Origin of the sequence: Rhodovulum sp. PH10, from assembly GCF_000293785.1 — a bacterium.
Lineage (GTDB): Bacteria > Pseudomonadota > Alphaproteobacteria > Rhizobiales > Xanthobacteraceae > Rhodoplanes.
Genome location: NZ_AKZI01000003.1, coordinates 1 through 23,789, shown reverse-complemented (window position 1 = coordinate 23,789; position 23,789 = coordinate 1). Strand labels below are relative to the sequence as shown.

Here is a 23,789-nt window from a genome sequence, read left to right as displayed (position 1 = left end):
CCCGCCGCCGCCCGAGCAGCGTGCCGCGCCGCCCCGTCCGCCCGAGCCGCCGGCCCGGGTCGAGCGGCCGCAGCCGCGTCCCACCCCGCCGGCACCGCCGCCTCAGCCGAACGCCGAGCGCCCCACCCCGCCGGCGCCGCCCCCGAACGCCACCCGGCCGACGCCGCCGGCGCCGCCCCCGAACGCTCAGGAAGGCCCGCGCGGCCGTCCGGCTCCGCCGCCGGCCGGCCAGCCCCAGCCCGGTCCGCGCCCGAGCGTCGCGCCCGCGCCCGCCCCCGGTCCCGAGCAGAGGGCGCCGAACGAGGCGCGCCCCGCCCCCGGCCAGCCGGCCCCGAATCAGGCCGCCCCGAATCGGGCCGCTCCCGATCAGCCGGCGCCTGCTCCGCGCCCCGGTCAGCCGGGACCGCGTCCCTCCAGCGGGCCGGGCGGCCCAGGAGGTCCCGGTGGTCCCGGTGGTCCGGGTGGTCCGGCGCTGCGGCCCGACCAGGCCGACCGGCCGATTCCGCCGGCCCCGCCCGGCGCCGGCATCGCCCCGCAATCGCCGCAGGGCCGGCCGCTGCGCGGCATCGACGCGGTGCGCGGCGAGCGCCGCGAGAGCCGCGAGGGTGACCGCACCATCATCCGCGAGCCCGATCGCACCATCATTCGCGAGGGCAACCGCACCATCATCCGCCACGACGAGCTCGACCGCTTCCGCTACGGCGCGCGCGACGTGCGCACCGAGCGGCGCGGCGACGAGCGCGTCACCGTGGTGGTGCGGCCGGGCGGCGACCGGGTCGTCACGGTGGTGGACGAGGACGGCTATCTCCTGCGGCGCACCCGGGTGCTGCCGGACGGCCGCGAGATCGTGCTGATCGACAACCGCCACGGCCCGGGCTTCGGCCCGCCCGGCCGCCGCGGCCCGCGCGGTCCCGGCTGGGGCCCCGGCTTCGGCCCGGGCTTCTTCGTCGACGTGCCGCCGCCCGTCGTGCGCATCCCGCGCGACCGCTACATCGTCGACATGGAGAGCGCGAACCCGGCGCTGCTCTACGACACCCTGACGGCGCCGCCGGTGATGCCGATCGAGCGGGCCTACACGCTCGACGAGATCCGCTACTCGGCGCCGCTGCGCGACCGCATGCCCCGCATCGACCTCGACACGGTGACGTTCGAGACCGGCTCGTGGTCGCTCGACCCCGATCAGATCCAGCGCCTCGCCGGCATCGCCGACGGGCTCAACCGGGCGATCTCGCAAAATCCGCGCGAGGTCTTTCTGATCGAGGGCCACACCGACGCGGTCGGCTCGGACGTCGACAACCTGTCGCTGTCGGACCGCCGGGCGGAGTCGGTCGCGCTGGTGCTCACCCAGCAGTTCGACGTGCCGGCGGAGAACCTCGTCACGCAGGGCTATGGCGAGCAGTATCTCAAGGTGCCGAGCGACGGCCCGGTGCGCGCCAATCGGCGCGTCACGGTGCGCCGGATCACGCCGCTGCTGACCGGGCAGCGCTGATCCCACGAGGGTCGGCTTTCACGACGACGACGATCGGCGCGGTCCTTTCGGGGGCCGCGCCGATCGAACGAAAAAACTCCGACATCGGCCGTGTCACGTCGGCCTCACGACGGTCTCACGACGATCTCATACCAACGGCGGATGACTTTGATCCGTCATCCTGAGGTGCGAGCGGAGCGAGCCTCGAAGGATGAACGGCCCGGGCGTCGCCCTTCGAGGCCCGGCTTCGCCGGGCGCCTCAGGGTGACGGGGAGAGTCGCTTTCAGGCACCGTTGGTATCACGAGGCCCGGCCGCTCACGAGTTCGCCAGCGTACACAGTCGCTGCGGCGTCACGCCCGCGACATGGAACTCTTCCAGGCTGCGGGAGATTGACCGAGGTGAGTTCATTCGTGTGCGCGGGACGGTGATCGTCGGCCTGCGCCGACGTGCCGGATCCCCCCGCGATGAGCAAAGCCGATGTCAGCCGCCGAACGCTTCTCACGATCGGCGCGCTGGTCGGCGCCGAAGCCGGCCTCGACACCCTGCCCGCCGGCGCCCGCACCTATTCCCGCGAAGTACCCTGGCAACCGGGCGAGGCCAACGCGCCGGTTCCGGCAGAGCCCGGCGGCTATCGCTATCTCTCCCCCGCCGAGGCGACCTGTCTCGACGCGATGGTGGCGCGGCTGATCCCGGCCGACGACACCGGTCCCGGCGCCGTGGAGGCCGGCGTCACCACCTTCATCGACCGCCAGCTCGACGGGCCGTACGGGCGGGCGCAGCGCTGGTACATGCAGGGGCCGTGGCAGACCGGCAGCGACGGCCAGGGCTATCAGACCCGTCTCACGCCGGCGCAGCTCTATCGCGCGGCGCTCGCCGACATCGACGCCCACTGTACGCAGACCTTCGACGACAAGACGTTCTCGGCGCTCGCCGGCGAGCAGCAGGACGAGCTTCTGACCGCGCTCGAGAAGGACACGCTCGCGCTGCCCAACGCGCCGGCAAAGACCTTCTTCGATCTCCTGCTGCAGAACACCATCGAAGGCTTCTTCTCCGACCCGCTCTACGGCGGCAACCGCGACATGGTCGGCTGGAAGCTGATCGGCTTTCCGGGCGCCCGCTACGACTACCGTCCGTATGTCGGCAAGCACAATCAGCGGCTCGATCTTCCCCCCGTCGGCATTCTCGGCCGCCCCGGCTGGCAGGTCGGGGACTGAGCGCCGGCTTCTATTCGCGCGCGTCCGCGTCCGACACGAGCCGCACCTGGAACGCGTAGCACCTGGAACGCGTAGCACCTCGGGAGTTCCAAACATGGCGCAAAAACTGCCGCCGGTCGATGCCGTGCTGGTCGGGTTCGGATGGACCGCGGCGATCCTCGGCCAGGAGCTGACCGACGCCGGGCTGAACGTGGTGGCGCTCGAGCGCGGCGGCTGGCGCGACACCTCGACCGACTTCGGCGTGACCTTCGCCCAGGACGAGCTGCGTTATTACTGGCGCCGCGCGCTGTTTCAGGAGCCCTCGCGCGAAACCCTCACCTTCCGCAACGACGCGAGCCAGACCGCGCTGCCGATGCGCCGGCTCGGCTCGTTCCTGCCGGGCACCGGCGTCGGCGGCGCAGGCATCCATTGGAACGGCCAGACCTGGCGCTTCTTGCCGTCGGACTTTTTGGCGCGCACGCACAACACCCAGCGTTACGGCGCGCTGCCCGAGGACATGACGATCCAGGACTGGGGCGTCACCTACGACGAGCTCGAGCCTTGTTACGACCGCTTCGAGTATCTGTGCGGCATCGGCGGCAAGGCCGGCAATCTCGGCGGTCGGCTGGTCGAGGGCGGCAACCCGTTCGAGGGCGCGCGCTCGCGCGACTATCCGAACCCGCCGATGGAGATGGTGTACGGCCCGCTGCGCTTCGCCGAGGCGGCGCAGAAGCTCGGCCTGCATCCGTTCCCGGCGCCGTCCGCCAACATGTCGCGCGCCTACACCAACCCGCTCGGCGTCACGCTCGCCCCGTGCACCTATTGCGGGTTCTGCGAAAAGTTCGGCTGCGGCAACTATTCCAAGGCGAGCCCGCAGACCACCGTGATCCCGGTGCTGATGCGCAAGGACAATTTCGAGGTGCGCACCGGCAGCGAGGTGTTGCGCGTCACCCTCGACGGGTCCGGCAAGCGCGCCACCGGCGTCGTCTATGTCGACACCCAGGGCAACGAGTACGAGCAGCCGGCCGACCTCGTGGTGCTGTGCGCCTATCAGCTCCACAATGTGCGGCTGATGCTGTTGTCGGGCATCGGCAAGCCGTACGATCCGGCGACCGGCGAGGGCGTGGTCGGCAAGAACTACGCGTATCAGATCGTGTCGGGCGTCGCCGCCTTCTTCGACGAGGAGATCATGAACCCGTTCGTCGGCGCCGGCGCGCTCGGCATGGCGATCGACGACTTCAACGGCGACAATTTCGATCACGGCGGGCTCGGCTTCATCGGCGGCGGCTATCTCGCCTGCTGGAACACCGGCGGCCGGCCGATCGAGTTCCACCCGACGCCGGAGGGCACGCCGCGCTGGGGCGCGAAATGGAAGCAGGCGATGGTGAAGAACTACATGCACACCGCCACCGTCTCGACCCACGGCGCGGTGATGAGCCATCGCGGCAATCATCTCGATCTCGACCCGACCTATCGCGACGTCTACGGCCGGCCGCTGATGCGGATGACCTTCGACTACACCGCCAACGAGCACCGCATGTCGGACCATCTGACCGCGCGCGCCGCCGAGATCGCCCGCGCCATGAACCCGCGCGAGATCAAGATCAGCAAGCACGGCGGCTCCTACTCGATCGTGCCGTACCAGACGACGCACAACACCGGCGGCACCATCATGGGCAGCGACCCGACCACCAGCGTGGTCAATCGTTATCTGCAGAGCTGGGACGTGCCGAACCTGTTCGTGATGGGCGCCGGCGCATTCCCGCAAAACCCCGGCTACAACCCGACCGGCACCGTCGGCGCGCTCACCTACTGGGCGGCGGACGCGATCCGCAACCAGTATCTGAAGAGCCCCGGCCCGCTGGTGCAGGCGTGACGACGATGACGCCGCTTCGCTCCACCCTCGTTCCCGTGCTGCTCGCGGGCGTGCTCGCCGCCGCCACGCTGCCCGCCTCCGTGCCGGCCGCCGCCGCCGACGTCTCGTATGGCCGGATCGCGCGCGGAAAATATCTCACCGATGCCGCCGACTGCATCGCCTGCCACACGGTGGAGGGCGGCAAGCCGTTCGCCGGCGGGCGCGCGGTGCCGACGCCGTTCGGCACCATCTACACGCCCAACATCACCCCCGACCGCGACACCGGCATCGGCGCCTGGACCGACGAGGCGTTCTACCGCGCGATGCACGAGGGCATCCGCCCCGACGGCAGCCGGCTCTACCCGGCTTTCCCGTATCCCTCCTTCACAAAAATGCCGCGCGAGGACGTGCTGGCGATCCGCGCCTATCTGAACACGCTCGATCCGGTGCGCAGCCGGCCGCCCGCAAACGACCTGACATGGCCGCTGAACCACCGGGTGTTCCTGCGCGGCTGGAACCTGCTGTTCTTCTCGCCCGGCACCTTCGAGCCCGATCCGCGCCAGAGCGAGGCGTGGAACCGCGGCGCCTATCTGGTGCAGGGGCCGGGTCACTGCGGCGCCTGCCACACGGGCAAGAACGCGCTCGGCGCGAATTCCGGCCCGGCGCTGCGCGGCGGCGTGGTGCAGGGCTGGTGGGCGCCGTCGCTCGACGACGACCAGCGCACCGGGCTCGGCCGCTGGTCGGTCGCCGACGTGGTGGAGTACCTGAAGACCGGCCGCAACCGCTTCAGCGGCGCCACCGGCCTGATGGCCGAGGTGGTGAAGTACTCGCTGTCGAACCTGACCGAGGCCGACCTCGAGGCGATCGCGGTCTATCTGAAGGCGCAGGGCCCCGGCCCCGGTGGCGGCAGCCGCGCCGCCGACCGCGCGGTGACGGCGGCCGGCCGGCAGGTGTTCGCCGACCAGTGCGCCGCCTGTCACGCGACCGACGGCAGCGGTGTGCCGCGCATGTTTCCGCCGCTCGCGAGCAGCACCGTCGTCCAGCAATCCGACCCGACCACGGTGCTGCGGGTGATCCTGGAGGGCGCCCGGACGGTGGCGACCGACCAGCGCCCGACCCCCTCCGCGATGCCGGCGTTCGCCTGGAAGCTCACCGACGCCGAGATCGCCGCGGTGGCGACCTATGTGCGCGGCAGCTTCGGCAACCGGGCCGGCGCCGTGTCGGCGGGCGCTGTCGGGGCGTTGCGAAAGACCCTGAAGGCGACCGGGCCGGTGGCCGAGCCGCCCGGCACGTCTTCCGGCACGTCGCCGAAGTCGTGAGCCGACGGCAGGCGGCGGCCGATCGACCCGGCGCGCGTCACGGCGCCATCACCCGTGATGGACGGCGAGCCAGACGGTGGCGACGACGGGATCGGTCGCCTCGACCCGGTGGCGGACGTGGGGCGGGATGTGCACCCAGTCGCCGGGAGAAAGCTCGCGCGCCGCCGGCTCGTCGGCGAAGCGCAGCCGGGCCGAGCCGGTCAGCAGCACCACCCATTCGGCGGCGGGCTGGTCGTACCAGAAATTGTCCGGGCTCGCCTGGCCGGTCGAGACGATCCGCTCGATGCGCACGCCCGGCCCGTCCGCGAGCACGGTGACGACCTCGTCGGCCTGCGGCGCGCCGCAGCCGGAAAAGAGATTGCCGCTCGCGATCATCGTGCCGTCACCACCCGACCAGCGACCGCCCGGTCACGCCGGGCGGGAAAGCCAGGCGACGATCTCGTCGTGATGGACGTTGAGATAGTGGCGGAACCACACCGTGTAGGCGGCCGGGTTCGCCTTGTGGTCGGCCCACAGCGTGTCGAACGCGACCCACGCGTGCTCGCTGACCTCCTCGGGGTCGGGCGAAACCTCGCCGTCGAAGGTGCCACCGAAGGCGTGCACCAGCTCGTCCTCGATGAAGCCGTTCGACAGCTTCGCCCGGTAGCGGGTGATGAACAACGGCGACAGCGTGCAGCTGAAGCCCATCTCCTCGGGCAGCCGGCGCAGCGCCGCGTCCAGCGTCGATTCGCCGGGCCGGGGGTGGCTGCAGCAGGTGTTCGCCCACAGGCCACCGGAATGGTATTTTTGCGGGTTGCGGCGCTGGATCAAAAGCTCGCCGGCGGAGTTGCGCACCAGCACCGAGATCGCGCGGTGCGGGAGGCCGCGGCGATGCACCTCGGTCTTGCCGGCGACGCCGATCGGCTTGTCGCTCGCATCGACCAGGATGATCTGCTCCTCGGGGGCGCTGTTGTCGGCGATCGCGGTCGACATGATCGGTCTCTCTCGTGCGGAGGCGCGCGGCTTCGGTCTCACGAGACGCGGCGCGCGCTCCGGGGAAGGAGCCGGCCCGCGGACGGGGCCGGCCGGACGGCAGGCTCGGTGAAATCCCGGCCGCCGCCGAGCGATACGGCCGGGAACGACCGGCCCGCCGGTCCACGGGGGAAGGCGGACGAAGCGGCGCGGCGTCAGACCGCCGACGAGATCCACTGCTCCAGCTTCTGCTTCGGCGCGGCGCCGACCTGACGCGACGACAGTTCGCCGTTCTTGAACAGCATCAGCGTCGGGATCGACATGATGTTGTACTGCGCGGCGACCTTCGGGTTCTCGTCGACGTTCAGCTTGACGATCTTCACCTTGTCGGCGAGCGCGCCGCTGGCGATCTCCTCGAGCGCCGGGGCGATCATGCGGCAGGGGCCGCACCACTCCGCCCAGAAGTCGACGACGACAGGCTTGTCCGACTTCAGGACCTCGGCCTCGAAATCCTGGTCGGACACCTTGGAGACGCCCATGGGGAGTACCTCGCTCGCTTTGGCTATCGTGCTTGTCGATGATTGTGGCGGGAAACGTATGAATGCACCCCCCACCCGTCAAGGCAGCCCCGCCATGCGGGCCAGGGCGGCGTCCAGGAGATCGGCGGAAAGCTCCATCGGATCAGGGCCGTCGGTCCAGACCAGCAGGGCCCGGACGGGGTGGTCGGGATAGATGCGGGCGAGCACCGCGCGGTAGAGGGCGAGCTGCGCGACATAGGCGGGCGGCGCCGCGGCGGCGGTTTTCGGGGCCGGGCGATTCGTCTTGAAGTCGGCGATCAGCACCGCCTCGGGGGTGATCGCGAGGCGGTCGACCCGGCCGGAGACCACGCGGATCGGCCCGCCGGGGGCGGCCGGCAGGCGGCCGACGATCGGCACCTCGGCGCGGCTGCCGGGGCCGAACAAGGGCGCGAGCCGCGAATCGGCGAGCAGCGCCACAATCTCGGCGGCGAGTTTTTCGCACTCGGCGGTGGTGAGGTCGGTCGCGCGCAAAGCGAGAAAATCGGCGGCCGCAGCCGCCCGGCGCGCGGCCGGCAGGTCCGGCAGGGTCTGCAGCAGCCGATGCACCAACACGCCGCGGGCGATCGCGGTTTTTCGCGCTGCGGCGAGAGCCTCTGCCGCCTCGGCGGAGCGGGGGCGGACCGGCCGTGCGGTGTCCGCCACAGAAGGGGCGAGCGGCCCGGGAGCCCTCTCGCCGGCGCCCGACCAGCCGGCGGCGAGCGGGGTGCGCAGCCAGCCGGGCTCCGGCGGCTCCGGCGCCGGCGGCGGCTCCTCGGACGCCGCGGCGACCACGGCCGGCACGTCCGCCACCTTCCGAAAAATCCTCACCGGCTCGTCGAACCCCTCCCGTTCGTCCTCGGTCACCGCCGGGCCGCCGGCAAAGGTCCGCTCGATCAGCTCGTGCCAGCAGCCGGCGGGCGGCGTCCTCGCGCCCTTGCAGCCGCAAACCACCAGCCGGTGGGCGGCCCGCGTCATCGCCACATAGAGGAGCCGGCGATACTCGTCCTCGGCCTCGGCGCTCGCCTGCTGGCGCGCTGCGCCGACCGCGGCGGGATCGCCGTCCTTGCGGCCGGCCCACACGATCCCCTCGGCGGCACCGGGCGGGGCACCGGCGATCGGCACCGGCAGGAGGCGCGGCGCACGCGGGCCGGCGGGCGGCTGGGTGGTGTCGGCGAGGAAGACGAGCGGCGCCTCGAGCCCCTTGGCGCCGTGCACCGTCATCACCCGCACCTCGTCGCGCGAAATCTCCATGTCGCGCTTGATCTCGGTCTCGGCCGCCCGCAGCCACGCAACAAAACCCTGGAGTGACGGCGTCTCGGCCCGCTCGTAGTCGAGCGCGAGCGAGAGAAACTCGTCGAGCGCGTCGTTCGCCTCGAGGCCGAGCCGGGCGAGGATGCGGGCACGTCCCCCCTCGGCGCCGAGCAGCCAGGAGAAGAAGCCGAACGGCCTCTCGCGTCGCGCCACCTCCGCGCAGCGGGCAAAACATGCGGCGGCCGCGGCGAAGGCCGGGTCTTCGTCGGCAGCGTCCATCAGGGCGGCATGCAGCGAGCCGGGCCGCCGCCAGGCGAGCCGAAAGAGGAGGTCGTCGTCGAAGCCGAGCAGCGGGCTCTTCAGCGCGATCGCCAGCGCCAGGTCGTCCTCCGGTAGCAAGAGCGCGTCGGCGAGCGCCATCAGGTCGATCACCGCGACGTGCTCGGTCAGCGTCAGCCGGTCGGCGCCGGCGACCGGCACGCCCGCCTCCTTCAGCGCGCGGATGATCGCCTCGAACATTTTTCCGCGCTGGCGCACCAGCACCAGCACGTCGCCCGCCCGGAGCGGACGCGATGTGCTGCCGGCGGGCTCGCCGGAGGCGATCGTGTCACGGATGGTGCGGGCGATGCGGCCGGCGAGCTTCACCTGTGGGCTGGTCTCCACCACCGCGTCGAACGGCGCGTCCCAGCCCTCGATCTCGTCGACCGGGTCGGGCGGCATCAGCGGCCACAGCTCGACCACGCCCGGGGCGGCGTCGGGCAAGGCCTCGTGCGGCGGAATGCCGGCGGCATCCGAAGTGATGCTCGCCGCCATGCCGGGACCGGAAAACACCGCATCGACCGCGCCGAGCACGTTGGCGCCCGAGCGGAACGAGAACTTGAACTCGGTCGCGAGGAACGGCAGGCCGGCGGCGCGGTGCGCCGTCTGAAAGAAACGGCGGTTGCGGGCAAACTCCTTCGGCGCCGCGCCCTGGAAGGAGAAGATCGACTGCTTCTCGTCGCCGACCGCAAAAATGCTGCGCCGGCCCGGCCGCGCGCCCTCGCCCGCGGTGAACTCGGCGACCAGCTGGCGGACGATCTCCCACTGCTTCGGGCTCGTGTCCTGCGCCTCGTCGATCAGCACGTGGTCGATCGCACGGTCGAGCTTGTAATGCACCCAGCCGGGCGCGGTGTGGGCGAGCAGATCGAGCGTCTTGTCGATCAGGTCGTCGTAGTCGAGCAGCCCGCGCCGCGCCTTCTCGGTGGATATTTTTTTGATCACGGCTTCCGCGAGCGTCAGCAGCGCGGCGGTGCGGTCGCGACAGGCAGCGGCCTGCCGCCTCGCCTGCAGGGCGACCAGGCGGTCCTTCTCCGCCTCGAGCCTTTGGGCAACCGCTGGATGCTTCTTCGCCAGAGCCGAGGTGAGGAGCGTTTTGCGCGGGGTCCCCTTTTCGGTGAGGAAGACCCGCGAATACGCATCGATCCGTGACGGGCCGCTGGTGGCGAGCGCCTCCAGAAGGCAGTCCGCCTTCTCCACGTCGGTCTTGCTGCCGCCGGTGTAGACCGCAGCGACCGCCTTCCATTCCGAGGCCGGCAGCAGCGGGCTCTCGACGATGCTCTTCTCGATGGTCGCGGCCGTCTCACCGGGCGCGACGCCGAGCGTCTCGGAGAGTTTTTCAAGTGCGCCGGCGAGCCCGCCCGATGCGGCGAACCAGGCCGAGAGCGCGTGCCGGCGAAACACCGTCTCACGCAGGAGATCGCGCAAGGTGGTATCGGCCGCACAGGCGAGCGCGTCCGCCAGCGCCTGCCCGAGCACGCTTTCGGGGGTCGCGGTCGCCTCGAGCAGCACCGAGAGCGTCGCACGATCCAACAGCTCGTCGGTCGCGCGGTCGTCGAGCACGGAAAACTGCGCCGGCACCTCCGCCTCGAACGGGAAGCGCTGCAGGAGCCGCGTGCAGAAGGCGTGGATGGTCTCGACCTTCAGCCCGCCCGGCGCGTCGAGCGCGGCGGCAAACAGTTTTCGCGCACGCTCGCGCTGGCCGGCGGAGACCGTCTTGACGCCGAGCGCCAAAAGCTTGGCGTCGAGCGCGGCGTCGTCGAGCGAGATCCAGCCGGCGAGCTGGGAAAACACCCGGTCGGCCATGTTGGCGGCCGCCGCCTTGGTGAAGGTGATGCAGAGAATTCTTGCCGGATCGACTCCGGCGAGCAACAGCCGGATGACGCGCTGCGCCAGAACGTGCGTCTTGCCCGAGCCGGCATTGGCCGCCACGAAGGCCGACACGGCAGGATCGGCCGCCGCGGTCTGCACCGCGGTGATCGCCTCGGGGATTTTTCGCGGGGCGCTCATGGGCGGGCCCGACGTGCCGTTCGCCTCGTGCCGAGGGCGCTCCGCCTCACGCCTCCACGTACTCGGCGAGGCTGCTCGGCTCGGGCACCGGCAAGCCGTCCTCCCGCAACCCGTCCAGATGGAGACGGATGGCGTCGCGGATGCTCGCCTCGACCTCCGGCACCGTCGGCCCGGTCGCGATGCAGCCGGGCAGATCGGGCACATAGGCCGAGTAGTTGCCGTTGGCCTTCTCGATCACGACGGCATACCGCATCGGCAAAATCTCCTCGGAGCACGCTCATTCCCCGTCTCCCTCGCCGGCCGACCATTCTTTTACACGCGCGAGGTCGTCATAGGTGCCGTAGCGGGTCTTCCACATCGAGCGCACCAGCGAGCGATACGGCGTCTCCGGGTCCTCGAACCGGGCGATCAGCCCGACCAGACGCGCGAAGGCCTTGTCGGCGGCGGCGTCGGCGGTGACGTCCTCGAACGCGACCGCACAAAAATCGCCGGCCGGCTCGCCGCCCTTGAGCCGCACATGGGCGAGCTCGGCGAGCGACAGCCCGGCGGGAAAGTCGGAAAAACCGCCGCGGCGCAGCACCGCGCCTTCGAGCGTGAGCTGGGGCGACAGGCCGAGCCGCACCTGCTTGGAGGACGGCGGAATGCCGGTCTTGAAGTCGAGGATGGCGACGGTGCCATCGCGATGCTTCTCGATGCGGTCGGCCCGCGCCACCAGCCGAAACACGCGCTCGCCGACCGGAATGTCGAGCGTGCCGCGGATTTCCGCCCGCAGCGTCGCGATGCTCTCGCGGCGCCCGCGCTCGAAATCGGCGACCCAGCGGGCGATGTCGACGAAGCGCGGCCACCAGAAGGCGCGCGCCTCCGGATAGTCGTCGAGCGGCGCGAATGTCTCGCGGCCGATCGCCAAGAGCTCGGCGAACGGATCCTTCGGAAGCGCCTCGGAATACTGTGTCGCAAAAGCCGCGACGGCGGCGTGGATCGCGGTGCCGCGGTCCTTTGCGCCGGGCGGCAAATCGACCGGATCGAGCGGTGCGAGAGCGAGAACATGCTTGGCGTAGATCGTGTAGGGGTCGCGCAGCCAGTGCTCGATCTCGGTGACCGAGAGCGACACCGGGCGCGCCTCGCGCGGCGGCCGCGGTTCCGGGCGGGCGGCGCGCTGCGGCGGGCCGGTCGGCCGGTCGAGCGCGCGGGCAAAGCCGAGATATTTTTCTCCCCGCGCCACGGCGTCCTGCCACGCCGGGCCGGCGACCGCCGCGAGACGCTGCAGAAAACGGCTCGCCGCCGCCGGCGCGCCACCGACCTTTGCCGAGCGGGTCAGCACGACCTCGGGCGCCGAGCCCGCGAGCTGGGCGAAATCGTGCGCCGAGAGGCCGATGCGGCGCTCCGGCAGATCGAGCCCGAGGGCGAGCCGCATGCCCCGACTGAGCCAGGGATCGCCGCTCGGCGCCGGCGGCCACACGCCTTCGGCGAGCCCGCCCAGCACCATGCGATCGACCGCGACGAGCCGGGCCTCGAGCAGGCCGAGGATTTGCAGCCGCGCCCCGGTCACCGGCGGCTGGCGAACGATCCGGTCGGCGATCGCGGTGCGAAACAGCTCGCCATAGTCGTCGAGCCGCACCTGAAAGCTCTCCGCAGCGACATCCGCCGCGAGGTCGGTGAAGAACGCGGCGAGCGCCCGCCCGTCCGGCCCCTCGAAGGCGGCGACCTCGCCCGCCCCGTCGTCGGCGAGCGCCGCCACCACCGCGGCATGCGCCTCGGCGAGGGTTTTCAGGGACTGCGGCTTGCGGGAGTCGAGGTTTTCGAGCGGGCCCAGCGCGGCGGCGAGGCGCTCCGCCAAGCGCTCGGCGGCGGCGAGGTCGGCGTCGGCGAGCGACGCCCGCGGATCGGCGCGATGAATCGCGGATGGCTCGCCGGCCCGCGCCTTTTCCAGCTCCTCCCGCACGGTCGCCAGCGCGTGGGCGAGGCCGGCGGTGCCGGCGCGCGGACGCGGCCCACGCAACACCGCCCGCTCGAGCGTGCCGACGGCGTGCGCAAAACCGTGCTCGGGCGCGCCGAGCCGGACCAGCGGGTGCTTGAGGAGCGCCAGCAGCGGCACCGGGGCGACGCCGCCGAGCGCGGTCTCGACCGCGAGCCGCGCGAAAACGCCGGCCGGGGTGTCGGCGAGCGGCGTGCCGCCGGTGTCGGCGACCGTGACGTGCCAGCGCCCGAGCGCGGCGGCGACCCGGCGGGCGAGCGCGCGGTCGGGCGTCGCCAGCGCCGCGGTGCGGCCGGGCGTCTCCAACACCTCGCGCAGGACGACGGCGATCGCCAGCGCCTCCTCCTCGGCAGTCGCCGCCTCGATCACCGAAAGCCCGGGCAGGCCGCTCGTCAGCGCCTTGCCGAAATCTTCGGCGATCAGCCGCGCCTGCCACAGATGCGTCGTGGCCGCCGGCCGCAAGGCCTCGGAGAACAGCACCGCGCGGTCGTGCCGGCCCGGCTCGCCGAGCACCGCCACCTCGGCTCGCGAAAGACCGAGCGTTTCGAGAAGCCCGTGCAGCGCGAATTGCGGATGCCCCGATTCGGGCTCGGCGATGTCGCCCGACGTTTCCGCGATGCCGGCGATCGCCGCCCAGGAGGCGTCGTCGAGCCCGGTGTCGAGGCCCGGCAGCACCACCGCCCCGTGCGGCAGCTTCGCCACCGCCGCGATGAAGCGCGCCGTCACCGGGATCGAGCCGGTCGAGCCCGCCACCACCACCGGCCCGTCGAGCCGCGCCACCCGCGCGGCCTCCGCGGCGATCAGCCGGTCGCGCCGCACCGCCGGCTCGATGGTCTTGCGCTCGGCGAGCACGGCGGGCCACGCGTCGCGGGCGATCTTGAGGAAATCGAGCGTCAGCGCCCAGTAGACGTCGTGCTCGTCCGGCACCAGCCCGTCGAGCGCGGCCCACGGCACGCCGCGCATCGTCATGTCGTCGATCAGCCGGGCGAGCTTTTCGGCCAGCGCCAGCGCCGCGGCGGGCGTGCCGACCACCAGCGGCGGCTCGCCGGTCTTCTTGCGCACGCCGGCGGCGAAAGTTTGCACCAGCCGCGCCAGAAGCAGGTTCCGCGCCAGCCCCGGCAGCGCCGGCGGCAGGTCCAACGGCTCCGGGAGGCCGCCCTCCGGCGCCTCGTCCTCGCCCGCGCCGCCCTCCGCGACGCTCCCCTCGCCCGCGGCGGAGAAGGCCAATTCGTCCTCGTCGATGTCGCCGAGCGCGACGATCCTCGGCAGCATCGCCGCCTCGCCGCCCATCGCGTCGAGAAAGACGTCGCGGGCGATCCGGCAGGCGCGGCGGGTCGGCAGATAGAGCGTCGCCCCGGCGAGCGCGGCCGGGTCGTGCCGGCAGGCAAAGCCCGGCACCAGCGCGCCGTCCAGCAGCGCATCGGCCAGAACGGGCAGGAACGGCACGCTGGCCGGGACGGTGAAGACGCGGGACGAACGGCGCATGCCCCCATATTATCCGGATTCGGCCCTGCGGCGGGCGTCCTTGTGCCCGCGATGCGTTCCGACTAGTGTGCCGGGCACGCCGCCGCGCGCCCCCGCCCCGGCCCTGGAACGGTCAGCGATTCCAGAGATTTACCCGCCGGCCCCGCGATCCGGGCCGAAGCGGGCCGGAGACGGGCCGTGCTGCGCGGCAAGGATCTCGGGCTTCTCTCGAGCTTCGGCAGCAAGAGGCGACGAAACGAGCGTGCGCTACATTTCCACCCGCGGCGAGGCCCCGCCCCTCGGCTTCATGGACGTGACGCTCGCGGGCCTCGCCCGCGACGGCGGCCTCTATGTTCCGGAAAGCTGGCCGCAGTTCGATCGGGCGACGATCGCGGGCTTTGCCGGCCGCCCCTATGCGGAGCTGGCCGTCGAGGTGATGCGGCCGTTCACCGCCGACGCGCTGGCCGACACCACCCTCGCCCGCATGGCGAAGGAGGCCTACGACACGTTCCGCCATCCGGCGGTGACGCCGCTCGTGCAGGTCGGGCCGAACACCTTCGTGCTCGAGCTGTTCCACGGGCCGACGCTCGCCTTCAAGGATCTGGCGATGCAAATCCTCGCCCGCCTGATGGACCAGGCGCTGGCCGAGCGCGGCGCGCGCAGCACCATCGTGGTGGCGACCTCCGGCGACACCGGCGGCGCGGCGGTGGAGGCGTTCCGCGGGGCGGCGCAGTCCGACCTGTTCGTGCTCTATCCGCAGGGCCGCGTCTCCGAGGTGCAGCGGCGGATGATGACGACGGCGGAGGCCGACAACGTCCACGCGCTGGCGATCGAAGGCACGTTCGACGACTGCCAGGCGATCGTGAAGGGCCTCTTCAACGACCACGTTTTTCGCGACCGGGTGAACCTCTCGGGCGTCAACTCGATCAACTTCGCCCGCATCGTCGCGCAGATCGTCTACTATTTCGCCGCCGCCGCCGCGCTCGGCGCGCCGCACCGCAAGGTCGCCTTCTCGGTGCCGACCGGCAATTTCGGCGACATTTTCGCCGGCTGGGTCGCCGCGAAGATGGGACTGCCGGTCGACCGGCTGTCGATCGCGACCAACGTCAACGACATCCTCGCCCGCACGCTGGCGACCGGCACCTATCAGGTGCGCGACGTGGTGGCGACCTCCTCGCCGTCGATGGACATCCAGGTGTCGTCGAACTTCGAGCGGCTCCTGTTCGAGGCGGGCGGCCGCGACCCCAAGACGGTTCGCGTCGCCATGGCCTCGCTGAGCCGGGCGCAGAGCTTCACGGTCGGCGCAAAGGCGCTCGCCGAGATGCGCGGGCTGTTCGCCGCCGATCGGGCGAGCGAGGAGGAGACCGCGGCGGTGATCCGCACCGTGCGGCGCGAGGCGGGCTACCTGATGGATCCGCACACGGCGGTCGCCTATGCGGTCGCCGAGAAGGAGCCGCGCGACCCGACGGTGCCGATGATCGTGCTCTCCACCGCCCATCCGGCAAAATTCCCGGATGCGGTCGAGGCCGCCTGCGGGGTGCGGCCGGGCCTGCCCGAATGGCTCGGCGACCTCCCCCGCCGGGAGGAGCGCATCACCGTGCTGCCGGCCGACCAGGAGGCCGTCGCCCGCACGATTCTCACCCATGGCCGGGCCGCAGCCGGGGCCGGCGCAGGAGCAACCGCATGACCGTCGAGGTGTCCCGTCTTCCCTCCGGGCTGATCGTCGTGACCGACGACATGCCCCACCTCGAGACCGCCTCGCTCGGCGTCTGGGTGAATTGCGGCAGCCGGTACGAGCGCTCCGACGAGCACGGCGTCTCGCATTTTCTCGAGCACATGGCCTTCAAGGGCACCGAGACGCGCACCGCGCGGCAGATCGCCGAGCAGATCGAGGCGGTCGGCGGCGACCTCAACGCGGCGACCGGCGTCGAGGTGACGGCCTATTACGCCCGAATGCTGCGCGCCGACGTGCCGCTCGCGCTCGAGGTGCTGGCCGACATCCTCACCCATCCGCGCTTCGACCCGGCCGAGATCGACCGCGAGAGCAACGTCATCATCCAGGAGATCGGCGCCCTCGAGGACACCCCCGACGACCTGGTGTTCGACTTCCTGCAGGCGACCGCCTATGCCGACCAGCCGGTCGGCCGCTCGATCCTCGGCACGCCGGACACCGTGCGGGCGGTCGACAGCCGCATGCTGCGCGATTATCTCGCGCGCCACTACCGCGCTCCGACCACCGTGGTGGCGGCGGCCGGCGCGGTCCATCACGCGGCGATCGTCGATCAGGTCGGCTCGCTGTTCGCCCACATCGACGGCGCCCGGCCCGGCAAGCCCGAGCCCGCCCGCTTCGCCGGCGGCGTCCATGTCGAGGGCCGCGACCTCGAGCAGGCGCATCTGGCGATCGCGCTCGAAGGCGTGCCGCAGCGCGACCCCTCGCTCTACAGCCTGCAGGTGTTCACCAACGTGCTCGGCGGCGGGATGTCGTCTAGGCTCTTCCAGGAGGTGCGCGAGACCCGCGGCCTGTGCTACTCGATCTACTGCTTCCACTCGCCCTATGCCGACACCGGGCTGTTCGGCCTCTATGCCGGCACCGACGCGGCCGACGCCGAGGAGCTGATGCAGGTGGTGGTGGCCGAGACGGAGGCCGCCGCCGACACCATCACCGAGGTCGAGGTGGCGCGCGCAAAGGCGCAGATGAAGAGCGGGCTCTTGATGGCGCTGGAAAGCTCCGGCGCGCGGGCCGAGCAGCTCGCCCGGCAGATGATCATCCACGACCGGGTGATTCCGGTGGAGGAGATCATCGCCCGGGTCGACGCGGTGACGGTGGAGAGCACCAAGGCCGCCGGCCGTGCCCTGATGGCGCGCTCGCGGCCCGCGGTCGCCGTGCTCGGCCCCGGCAGACTTGAATCCGCCGCAGCGATCGCCGAAAGTCTGGCACTCAAGGCGGCGTGACCCGGCGGACGGCCGGACCGCGCGCAAGATGCGCGCGGTGTCGAGGCGCCGTGATCGAACCATGTCGTTCTTCCGCACTGCGAGTCTCGCCGATCAGGCCGTCACCCTCGAGGCCGGCGGCGTGATCCTGCGTCCGCCCTTGATGGCGGACTTCGAGGAGTGGGCGGTTCTGCGCGAGCAGAGCCGCGACTTTCTCACGCCGTGGGAGCCGACCTGGCCGATCGACGACCTCACCCGCAGCGCCTTCCGCCGCCGCATCAAGCGCTACATCGACGACCAGCGGGCCGACCAGGCCTATGCCTTCTTCGTCTATCGCAGCGCCGACCGGGCGCTGGTCGGCGGCATCACCCTCGCCAACATCCGGCGTGGCGTCGCCCAGGCCGGCAGCATCGGCTACTGGATGGGCGCGCCCTTCGCCGGCCAGGGCTACATGAGCGCGGCGGTGCGGGCGCTGATGCCCTATGCCTACGGCGCGCTGCGGCTGCACCGGCTGGAGGCCGCCTGCATCCCGACCAACCAGCCCTCGATTCGCCTGCTCGAGCGCTGCGGGTTTTCGCGCGAGGGGTACGCCCGCAAATATCTCTGCATCGACGGGGTCTGGCAGGACCATCTGCTGTTCGCACGGCTGAAGGACGATCCCACCCCTTGACCCGGGCCGCCGGGAGCGTCACGGACCTGCCATGGTCGATCGGTAACGCGAGCGACGGCAGTGGGGGACAGGCATGGCGGAACGGATCGGGCGGACGGCAACGCGGGCGATCGAGGCGCGGGCGGCGGCGGAGCACGAGGCGGCGGGGCGGCAGAGGCCCGACGCGCGGCGAAAGCGCCGGCGGACGGCGACGATCGCGGCGCTGCTGCTGTCGACCGGGCTCGCCGTCGCCGGCTGCGCCGCGACCGACGAGTTCCTCAACGGCAAGCCGGCGGAGCCGGCCGGCGGCGGGGGCGGCGGCTCGTCCGGCTTCATGGACCGCTTCCGCAGCCTGTTCGGCGGTGATTCGGAGGCCGAGGCGCAGGCCCAGTCGCGCGCCGCCGACAAGGCGACCCAGGGCGATGCCGCCGGCAACTCGACGCTGACCACGCTCGACGTCACCTGCCCGCCGGTCGACATCCGCCAGGGCGCCGGCACCCTGCAGATGAACGCCCCCGGCAACGACCAGGCGATGGGCTTGCGCTACCAGGCGACCTTCGGCCGCACCGCGCGCTCGTGCACGGTCAATGCCGGCACGCTGTCGATCAAGGTGGGGGTGCAGGGCCGGCTCATTCTCGGGCCGGCCGGCGCCGCCGGCGAGACCACCATTCCGCTGCGCTACGCGATCGTGCAGGAGGGCATCCAGCCGAAGACCATCTGGTCGAAGCTCTACACGGTGTCGGTGGCGATCGGCCCCGATCAGCCGAACGTGCCCTTCACCCACGTCGCCGAGGACATCGCGGTGCCGGTGCCGTCACCCGCCGATCTCGACAAGTACGTGATCTATGTCGGGTTCGACCCCAAGGGCGCGTCCGAGGAGCGCCACCCGCGCCGCGGCCGCCGCTGACCGGCGGCGGGCGCCGGGGGTCAGGGACGAGGACCGGTGCCCGGTGGCGCCGGCGCGCAGAAGCGACGGTCAGCAGAAGCGACGGTGCGCGAAAGCAGCGGCACAAAAAAAGGGCCGGCATGACCGGCCCGCGTGTCGTTCGGGAATGAACCGTCTGGAACATGGCCACAGGGTCCGGCCCTTACGAGCCCGGGGGGCTGGGGGGCTGAGGAACCGGTTCTCTTCTCGGACCGGACCCAGTGCCAATGAGGACGGTGTAGCCGCCCGAGGCGACCGCCGAACGGCCGAAATCAGGCAGCATTATGAAAGACATAACGAACGCGTGATCGGTCGGTGAGATCGCGTGAGCGCGGCCCGCCGCGCGGTCGCGGGCGGCCGGCACGAGCCGCCGTCGGGGACGGTCGCGGGCGACCCGGGGCGCCTCTCTGGCCGCTCGGGGCGGCCGGGGGACGCGGCCCGAGCGCCTCTCGGGCGCCTTTTGGGGGCCTCCCGGGCGGCCGGCGGGCGCCGGAACGGTGCGTCCGGCCGGGGGTTTCCCCGCATCCGGAAACGCTTGCCCTCGCGCCCCGGCCGGAGTGATCATGACGTTCGTACGACGAGACGTCCGACCGGCCAGGACGCGACCAGGAGGAGCCGCATGACCCTCGATTTTGGCGAATCCGATCCGAGCGAGACCCGCGGGGGCGAGGGAAGCACCGGCTTTCCCGTCGCCCCCTTCCCCGGCCCCGGCTCCGCCGCCGCCGCCGCCGCCGCCCGGGTGACCTTCAGCCGCCCCGAACTCAACCGCATTCTCGGCCTCTACGGCCGCAAGGTGGCGGCCGGCGAGTGGCGCGACTACGCGATCGACTTCCACAAGGACCGCGCGGTGTTCTCGGTGTTTCGCCGCACCGCCGAGGTGGCGCTCTACCGCATCGAGAAGACGCCGAAGCTCGCCCGCCGCCAGGGCGCGTGGCGGGTGGTGTCGGCGACCGGGCTGATCGTCAAGGTCGGCCACGAGCTCGACCGGGTTTTGCGCGAGCTCGACCGGGTGAGCCTGAAGGTGGTCGGGACCTGAGCGCCCTCCGGCGTCGCCCCGCCGGCCTTCATCGCCACCCATCGGCGTCGTCAGCGCCGTGACCGGCCGCCAGGAGCGTCGCCGGCGTCGCCCGCGCTGCGGGCGATCACGGCCCGCTCGGCCGGCGGCGTCTCTCAGCCCGGACGCGTCTTGCTGCCGTCGCCGAGCGGGCGCTGCATCATCACCGTGCCGAGCCAGCGGTCGAACTTGTAGCCGACGCCCTCCAGCGTGCCGACCATGCGGAAGCCGGCGTCGCGGTGCAGCTCGATCGAGGGGATGTGGCCGGAATCGCCGATCACCGCGACCATCTGGCGAAAGCCGCGACGCTCGCTCTCGACGATCAGGTGAAACAGCAGCGCGCGGCCGATGCCGCTGCGCACCGCGTCGGGCGCGACATAGATCGAATCCTCGACGGTGAAGCGATAGGCCGGCCGCAGCCGATACGGCCCGGCATAGGCGTAGCCGACCACCGCCCCCTCGCTCTCCGCCGCGAGATACGGGTGGCCGCTGGCAAACAGCTTCTCCATCCGCCGTGTCATCTCCGCCGCATCGGGCGGCTCGATCTCGAACGAGGCGGTGCCGTTGGCGACCGCATGGCCGTAGATCGCCGTCACCGCCGGGATGTCGGCTGGCGTCGCGGGGCGGATGCGGGGCTTGTCCATGCCGCGCTCGTAATCCTGAGACGGCGATTCGAGAAGCGGGAGCGTGGCGACCTTCCACCGGAACGCGAAACGGCCGGGCGTTTTTTTCCGCCCGGCCGTCTTGCGAAACTCTCGGTGCGAAACTCGCGGAGCGAGCGCGCGAAAGCGGGCGCCTCAGCGCACCACGCGCAGCTCGTCGCTCGACATCATGAGAATGGGCGAGGCCTTCACCGGCACCGAGGCGATGCCGTAGCCGCGGGTGTCGTCGGTCGCGTGCGCCGTGATGCCGATGACCATGATCGCGATCGAGGCGACGAGGGCGAGCACCACCACCTTCAGATGAGTGATGCGATCGGCGGTGGCGAGCGAAGCGTTCTTCATTGACCCCTCCCCTGTCCTGACCATTGGTCGCCGGTGGTGGCGCTCGGGTTCGACGGAGCGGGGGCCGTCGCGGGCCGATCGGCCCTTCCGAGTGCGTGGCGTCCGAATGCTGGCGTCCAGTTCCCCTCGTGCACGGGACCAAACTGCTACGTGCGAGGAAAGTTTCCCCTTCGCGACTTCACGAATTCGTGATCCGGCCGCAAACCCGACCATATATCTCCTTTTATTACAATGCCTTACGAATTCCCGTGGCATTTTAGGAAAGCGCGACGGACCCCGCTTCCCCGCGGGCCGCGGGCCGCGGGCCGCGGCCCGCCGCCCGATCGCCGATCCGCTCAGATGCTGCCCACGGTGCGCAGCCGCGCCCGCGGATGAATCTCCGACTGCGACAGCACCGGCGTCTGCGCGCGGAACCGCTCGACGATCGAGCGCACGAACGGCCGGATGCCGGGCGAGGTGACCAGCACCGGCGATTCGCCCATCCGCGCCGCCTCCTCGAACCGCTCGCGCACCAGCATGATGAACTCCGACAGCCGCGACGGCTGCATCGCCAGCTGGCGGTCGTCGCCCTGCCCGACGATCGATTCGGCGAACGCCTGCTCCCACGGCGCCGACAGCGCGATCAGCGGCAGATGGCCGGCGGGCGTGGTGTACTGGGCGCAGATCTGGCGGGCGAGGCGGCTTCTCACGTGCTCGACCAGCACGCTCGGATTGCGGGTGAAGCCGAGCGCGTCGGCGATGCCTTCGAGGATGGTGCCGAGATCGCGGATCGAGACGCGCTCGGTGAGGAGAAGCTGCAGCACCCGCTGGATGCCGGTGACGGTGATCTGCGCCGGCACGATCTCCTTGACCAGCTCGCCCTGCTCCTTCGGCAGCTCGCGCAGGAGCTTCTGCACCTCGCCATAGGACAACAGCTCGGCGATGTTGGCCTTGAGCTGCTCGGTGAGGTGGGTGGCGAGGACGGTCGCGGCGTCGACCACCGTGTAGCCCTTCACCGCCGCCTCCTCCTTGAGCGCGGCGTCGATCCAGGTTGCCGGCAGGCCGAAGGTCGGCTCGGTGGTGTGCATGCCCGGCAGGTTCACCTGCCCGCCCATCGGGTCCATCGCCATGTACTGGCCCGGCCACACCCGCCCGGTGCCGGCATCGACCTCCTTGATCTTGATGAGGTAGGTGTTGGCGTCGAGCTGCACGTTGTCGAGGATGCGCACCGACGGCATCACGAAGCCCATGTCGATCGCCAGCGACCGGCGCAACGCCTTGATCTGCTCGGTCAGGCGGTCGCTGCCGTTCGGCGAGTTGACCAGCGGCAGCAGCGCGTAGCCGAGCTCGATCTTGAGGTCGTCGATCTTCAGCGCGGCGGAGATCGGCTCCTCGGTCGGCACCGCCTGGGCGGCCGCCTCGGTGCGGGCGGCGGCGACCTCGGTCTCCACCGTCGCCTTGCGCTGGAGCATCCAGGCGAGCGTGCCGGCGCCGCCGCCGAGCAGCAGGAACGGCAGCATCGGGATGCCCGGCAGGAGCGACATCACGCCCATCACCGCGGCCGACATGCCGAGCGCCTTCGGGTAGCCCGACAGCTGACGCAGCAAGACCTTGTCGGCGGCTTCCGAGAGGCCGGCCTTGGACACCAGGAGGCCGGCGGCGGTCGAGACGATCAGCGCCGGGATCTGGGTGACGAGGCCGTCGCCGACGGTCAGCACCGTGTAGGAGTGGCCCGCCTCGGAGAAGGTGATCCCCTGCTGGGCGATGCCGATGATCATCCCGCCGATGATGTTGATGAAGGTCACCAGCAGGCCGGCGATGGCGTCGCCGCGCACGAACTTCGAGGCGCCGTCCATCGCGCCGTAGAAGGAGCTCTCGTCCTCGAGGTCCTTGCGGCGCGAGCGCGCCTCCTTCTCGTCGATCAGGCCGGCGGAGAGATCGGCGTCGATCGCCATCTGCTTGCCGGGCATCGCGTCCAGGTTGAAGCGCGCGGCGACCTCGGCGATGCGGCCCGAGCCCTTCGTGATCACCACGAAATTGACGATGATCAGGATCGTGAACACGATGATCCCGATCACGAAGTTGCCGCCCATCACGAAGTTGCCGAACGCCTCGATGACGTGTCCGGCGGCGCTCGCCCCCTCGTGCCCGCGCGACAAGATGAGGCGCGTCGAGGCGAGGTTGAGGGCGAGCCGCAGCATGGTCGACATCAGGAGCACGGTCGGGAAGGCCGAGAACTCCAGCGGCCGCTGAATGAACAGCGCCGTCATCAGGATCAGCACCGAGGTGATGATCGAGATCGCGAGGGCGAAGTCGAGCAGGAAGGGCGGCAGCGGCAGGATCAGGACGACCAGAATGGTCATCACGCCCATCGCCAGCGCGATGTCGCCGCTGGCGAGCGTCCGCCCGATCTCGCGCAGGGTCGGGAACCTGAAGCCGGCCCTCTCCCGCCCCGCCGTCACGTCCGACATGCACGCCCCCTGCCGCCGCGCGGCCACCGTTCCTCGGCAAAATTTGCCGGGTGTATGGTTACGAGACCGTTAACGCCGGGGTTTATCGCCGTTTTTCAGTGAGTTCCGGGAGACCGGAGGGCCTCGCCGGCGAGCCGGCCCGCGGCCGCGATGCGCCGCGACGGGCCGCGACGGACCGGAATGTGGCAGACCGCCACAGTCTTCGTGACGAATTCGTGGCAAACATTACGCAGCCGTAATGCTTACACGAGTTTAACTTGCCGGATCCGGTGCCGTTTTACTATCTCTACGACCGTGAACATTCCCTGGAGGGCACTCATGCTGAAGACACTACTCGCCGGCACCACCGCACTCGCGCTGATCGGCTCGGGCGTCGCCTATGCGCAGACCCGCACCGAGTCGCCCGCCGGCAAGACC

General features: G+C 71.3%; 18 protein-coding genes. 9 read left to right on the top strand and 9 right to left on the bottom strand.

Features of this window, described 5'->3' with window-relative positions:
* Nucleotides 1-574: 574 nt before the first annotated feature.
* The 4 genes from A33M_RS24740 (at nucleotide 575) to A33M_RS00460 (ending at nucleotide 5,836) form a co-directional block, all read left to right on the top strand.
* Nucleotides 575-1,489 carry an OmpA family protein gene (locus A33M_RS24740; protein ID WP_008382403.1) on the top strand — a complete coding sequence of 305 codons (915 nt, stop codon included), beginning with the start codon at nucleotides 575-577 and terminating at the stop codon, nucleotides 1,487-1,489.
* Nucleotides 1,490-1,933: 444 nt separating this feature from the next.
* A complete protein-coding gene (locus tag A33M_RS00470) occupies nucleotides 1,934-2,683 on the top strand; it encodes a gluconate 2-dehydrogenase subunit 3 family protein (RefSeq protein WP_008382402.1) in 750 nt (249 codons plus the stop codon).
* 94 nt (nucleotides 2,684-2,777) lie between these two features.
* On the top strand, nucleotides 2,778-4,538 hold the full coding sequence (locus A33M_RS00465) for a GMC family oxidoreductase (RefSeq protein WP_008382400.1): 1,761 nt from the start codon (nucleotides 2,778-2,780) through the stop codon (nucleotides 4,536-4,538).
* Between the two features lie 5 nt (nucleotides 4,539-4,543).
* Nucleotides 4,544-5,836, top strand: a complete 1,293-nt coding sequence (locus A33M_RS00460; protein ID WP_040618715.1) for a c-type cytochrome — start codon at nucleotides 4,544-4,546, stop codon at nucleotides 5,834-5,836.
* Between the two features lie 48 nt (nucleotides 5,837-5,884).
* Here A33M_RS00460 and A33M_RS00455 read toward each other — a convergent pair whose 3' ends face one another.
* The 6 genes from A33M_RS00455 to addB form a co-directional block, all read right to left on the bottom strand.
* Nucleotides 5,885-6,211 (bottom strand): cupin domain-containing protein, encoded by a 327-nt coding sequence (locus A33M_RS00455; protein ID WP_008382397.1) that lies wholly within the window; start codon nucleotides 6,209-6,211, stop codon nucleotides 5,885-5,887.
* A 33-nt stretch (nucleotides 6,212-6,244) separates the two neighbouring features.
* A complete protein-coding gene (gene idi, locus A33M_RS00450; protein WP_008382396.1) occupies nucleotides 6,245-6,808 on the bottom strand; it encodes an isopentenyl-diphosphate Delta-isomerase in 564 nt (187 codons plus the stop codon).
* Nucleotides 6,809-7,002: 194 nt separating this feature from the next.
* Nucleotides 7,003-7,326 carry a thioredoxin gene (gene trxA / locus A33M_RS00445; RefSeq protein WP_008382395.1) on the bottom strand — a complete coding sequence of 108 codons (324 nt, stop codon included), beginning with the start codon at nucleotides 7,324-7,326 and terminating at the stop codon, nucleotides 7,003-7,005.
* 78 nt (nucleotides 7,327-7,404) lie between these two features.
* Entirely contained in the window at nucleotides 7,405-10,920 is a 3,516-nt protein-coding gene (addA, locus tag A33M_RS00440) for a double-strand break repair helicase AddA (RefSeq protein ID WP_008382394.1), read from the bottom strand.
* 46 nt (nucleotides 10,921-10,966) lie between these two features.
* The gene (locus A33M_RS00435) at nucleotides 10,967-11,173 is read right to left on the bottom strand and encodes a type II toxin-antitoxin system HicB family antitoxin (RefSeq protein ID WP_008382393.1); all 207 of its coding nucleotides are present in this window, start codon (nucleotides 11,171-11,173) and stop codon (nucleotides 10,967-10,969) included.
* Nucleotides 11,174-11,197: 24 nt separating this feature from the next.
* Nucleotides 11,198-14,380, bottom strand: coding sequence for a double-strand break repair protein AddB (gene addB, locus A33M_RS00430; protein ID WP_008382392.1), 3,183 nt, complete (start codon nucleotides 14,378-14,380; stop codon nucleotides 11,198-11,200).
* A gap of 241 nt (nucleotides 14,381-14,621) precedes the next feature.
* Between addB and thrC the strand changes: the two genes are divergently transcribed.
* The 5 genes from thrC to A33M_RS00405 all read left to right on the top strand — a co-directional run bounded on the left by thrC (nucleotide 14,622) and on the right by A33M_RS00405 (nucleotide 19,900).
* A complete protein-coding gene (gene thrC, locus A33M_RS00425; RefSeq protein WP_008382390.1) occupies nucleotides 14,622-16,046 on the top strand; it encodes a threonine synthase in 1,425 nt (474 codons plus the stop codon).
* Nucleotides 16,043-17,311, top strand: a complete 1,269-nt coding sequence (locus A33M_RS00420; RefSeq protein WP_008382389.1) for a M16 family metallopeptidase — start codon at nucleotides 16,043-16,045, stop codon at nucleotides 17,309-17,311. Before thrC ends, A33M_RS00420 begins: the two co-directional genes overlap by 4 nt.
* Before the next feature lie 61 nt (nucleotides 17,312-17,372).
* Entirely contained in the window at nucleotides 17,373-17,960 is a 588-nt protein-coding gene (locus tag A33M_RS00415; RefSeq protein ID WP_040618713.1) for a GNAT family N-acetyltransferase, read from the top strand.
* A gap of 73 nt (nucleotides 17,961-18,033) precedes the next feature.
* Nucleotides 18,034-18,846, top strand: a complete 813-nt coding sequence (locus tag A33M_RS00410) for a hypothetical protein (protein WP_008382387.1) — start codon at nucleotides 18,034-18,036, stop codon at nucleotides 18,844-18,846.
* A gap of 637 nt (nucleotides 18,847-19,483) precedes the next feature.
* Nucleotides 19,484-19,900, top strand: a complete 417-nt coding sequence (locus A33M_RS00405) for a DUF2794 domain-containing protein (protein ID WP_008382385.1) — start codon at nucleotides 19,484-19,486, stop codon at nucleotides 19,898-19,900.
* A 134-nt stretch (nucleotides 19,901-20,034) separates the two neighbouring features.
* On the opposite strand, the gene A33M_RS00400 is transcribed toward A33M_RS00405, so the two are convergent.
* The 3 genes from A33M_RS00400 to flhA all read right to left on the bottom strand — a co-directional run bounded on the left by A33M_RS00400 (nucleotide 20,035) and on the right by flhA (nucleotide 23,372).
* Nucleotides 20,035-20,562 (bottom strand): GNAT family N-acetyltransferase, encoded by a 528-nt coding sequence (locus tag A33M_RS00400; protein WP_008382383.1) that lies wholly within the window; start codon nucleotides 20,560-20,562, stop codon nucleotides 20,035-20,037.
* Nucleotides 20,563-20,715: 153 nt separating this feature from the next.
* Complete coding sequence (locus A33M_RS00395; RefSeq protein ID WP_008382382.1) at nucleotides 20,716-20,922, bottom strand: hypothetical protein; 207 nt, start codon at nucleotides 20,920-20,922, stop codon at nucleotides 20,716-20,718.
* Between the two features lie 335 nt (nucleotides 20,923-21,257).
* Nucleotides 21,258-23,372, bottom strand: coding sequence for a flagellar biosynthesis protein FlhA (flhA, locus tag A33M_RS00390; RefSeq protein WP_040618711.1), 2,115 nt, complete (start codon nucleotides 23,370-23,372; stop codon nucleotides 21,258-21,260).
* Nucleotides 23,373-23,789 lie beyond the last annotated feature (417 nt).

Excerpts from the sequence above, each read along its gene's own strand:
- A33M_RS00470 (WP_008382402.1), top strand. The coding sequence starts at position 1,934 with ATGAGCAAAGCCGATGTCAGCCGCCGAACGCTTCTCACGATCGGCGCG.
- A33M_RS00465 (WP_008382400.1), top strand. The coding sequence starts at position 2,778 with ATGGCGCAAAAACTGCCGCCGGTCGATGCCGTGCTGGTCGGGTTCGGA.
- A33M_RS00460 (WP_040618715.1), top strand. The coding sequence starts at position 4,544 with ATGACGCCGCTTCGCTCCACCCTCGTTCCCGTGCTGCTCGCGGGCGTG.
- A33M_RS00455 (WP_008382397.1), bottom strand. The coding sequence starts at position 6,211 with ATGATCGCGAGCGGCAATCTCTTTTCCGGCTGCGGCGCGCCGCAGGCC.
- idi (WP_008382396.1), bottom strand. The coding sequence starts at position 6,808 with ATGTCGACCGCGATCGCCGACAACAGCGCCCCCGAGGAGCAGATCATC.
- trxA (WP_008382395.1), bottom strand. The coding sequence starts at position 7,326 with ATGGGCGTCTCCAAGGTGTCCGACCAGGATTTCGAGGCCGAGGTCCTG.
- addA (WP_008382394.1), bottom strand. The coding sequence starts at position 10,920 with ATGAGCGCCCCGCGAAAAATCCCCGAGGCGATCACCGCGGTGCAGACC.
- A33M_RS00435 (WP_008382393.1), bottom strand. The coding sequence starts at position 11,173 with ATGCGGTATGCCGTCGTGATCGAGAAGGCCAACGGCAACTACTCGGCC.
- addB (WP_008382392.1), bottom strand. The coding sequence starts at position 14,380 with ATGCGCCGTTCGTCCCGCGTCTTCACCGTCCCGGCCAGCGTGCCGTTC.
- A33M_RS00420 (WP_008382389.1), top strand. The coding sequence starts at position 16,043 with ATGACCGTCGAGGTGTCCCGTCTTCCCTCCGGGCTGATCGTCGTGACC.
- A33M_RS00415 (WP_040618713.1), top strand. The coding sequence starts at position 17,373 with ATGTCGTTCTTCCGCACTGCGAGTCTCGCCGATCAGGCCGTCACCCTC.
- A33M_RS00410 (WP_008382387.1), top strand. The coding sequence starts at position 18,034 with ATGGCGGAACGGATCGGGCGGACGGCAACGCGGGCGATCGAGGCGCGG.
- A33M_RS00405 (WP_008382385.1), top strand. The coding sequence starts at position 19,484 with ATGACCCTCGATTTTGGCGAATCCGATCCGAGCGAGACCCGCGGGGGC.
- A33M_RS00400 (WP_008382383.1), bottom strand. The coding sequence starts at position 20,562 with ATGGACAAGCCCCGCATCCGCCCCGCGACGCCAGCCGACATCCCGGCG.
- A33M_RS00395 (WP_008382382.1), bottom strand. The coding sequence starts at position 20,922 with ATGAAGAACGCTTCGCTCGCCACCGCCGATCGCATCACTCATCTGAAG.
- flhA (WP_040618711.1), bottom strand. The coding sequence starts at position 23,372 with ATGTCGGACGTGACGGCGGGGCGGGAGAGGGCCGGCTTCAGGTTCCCG.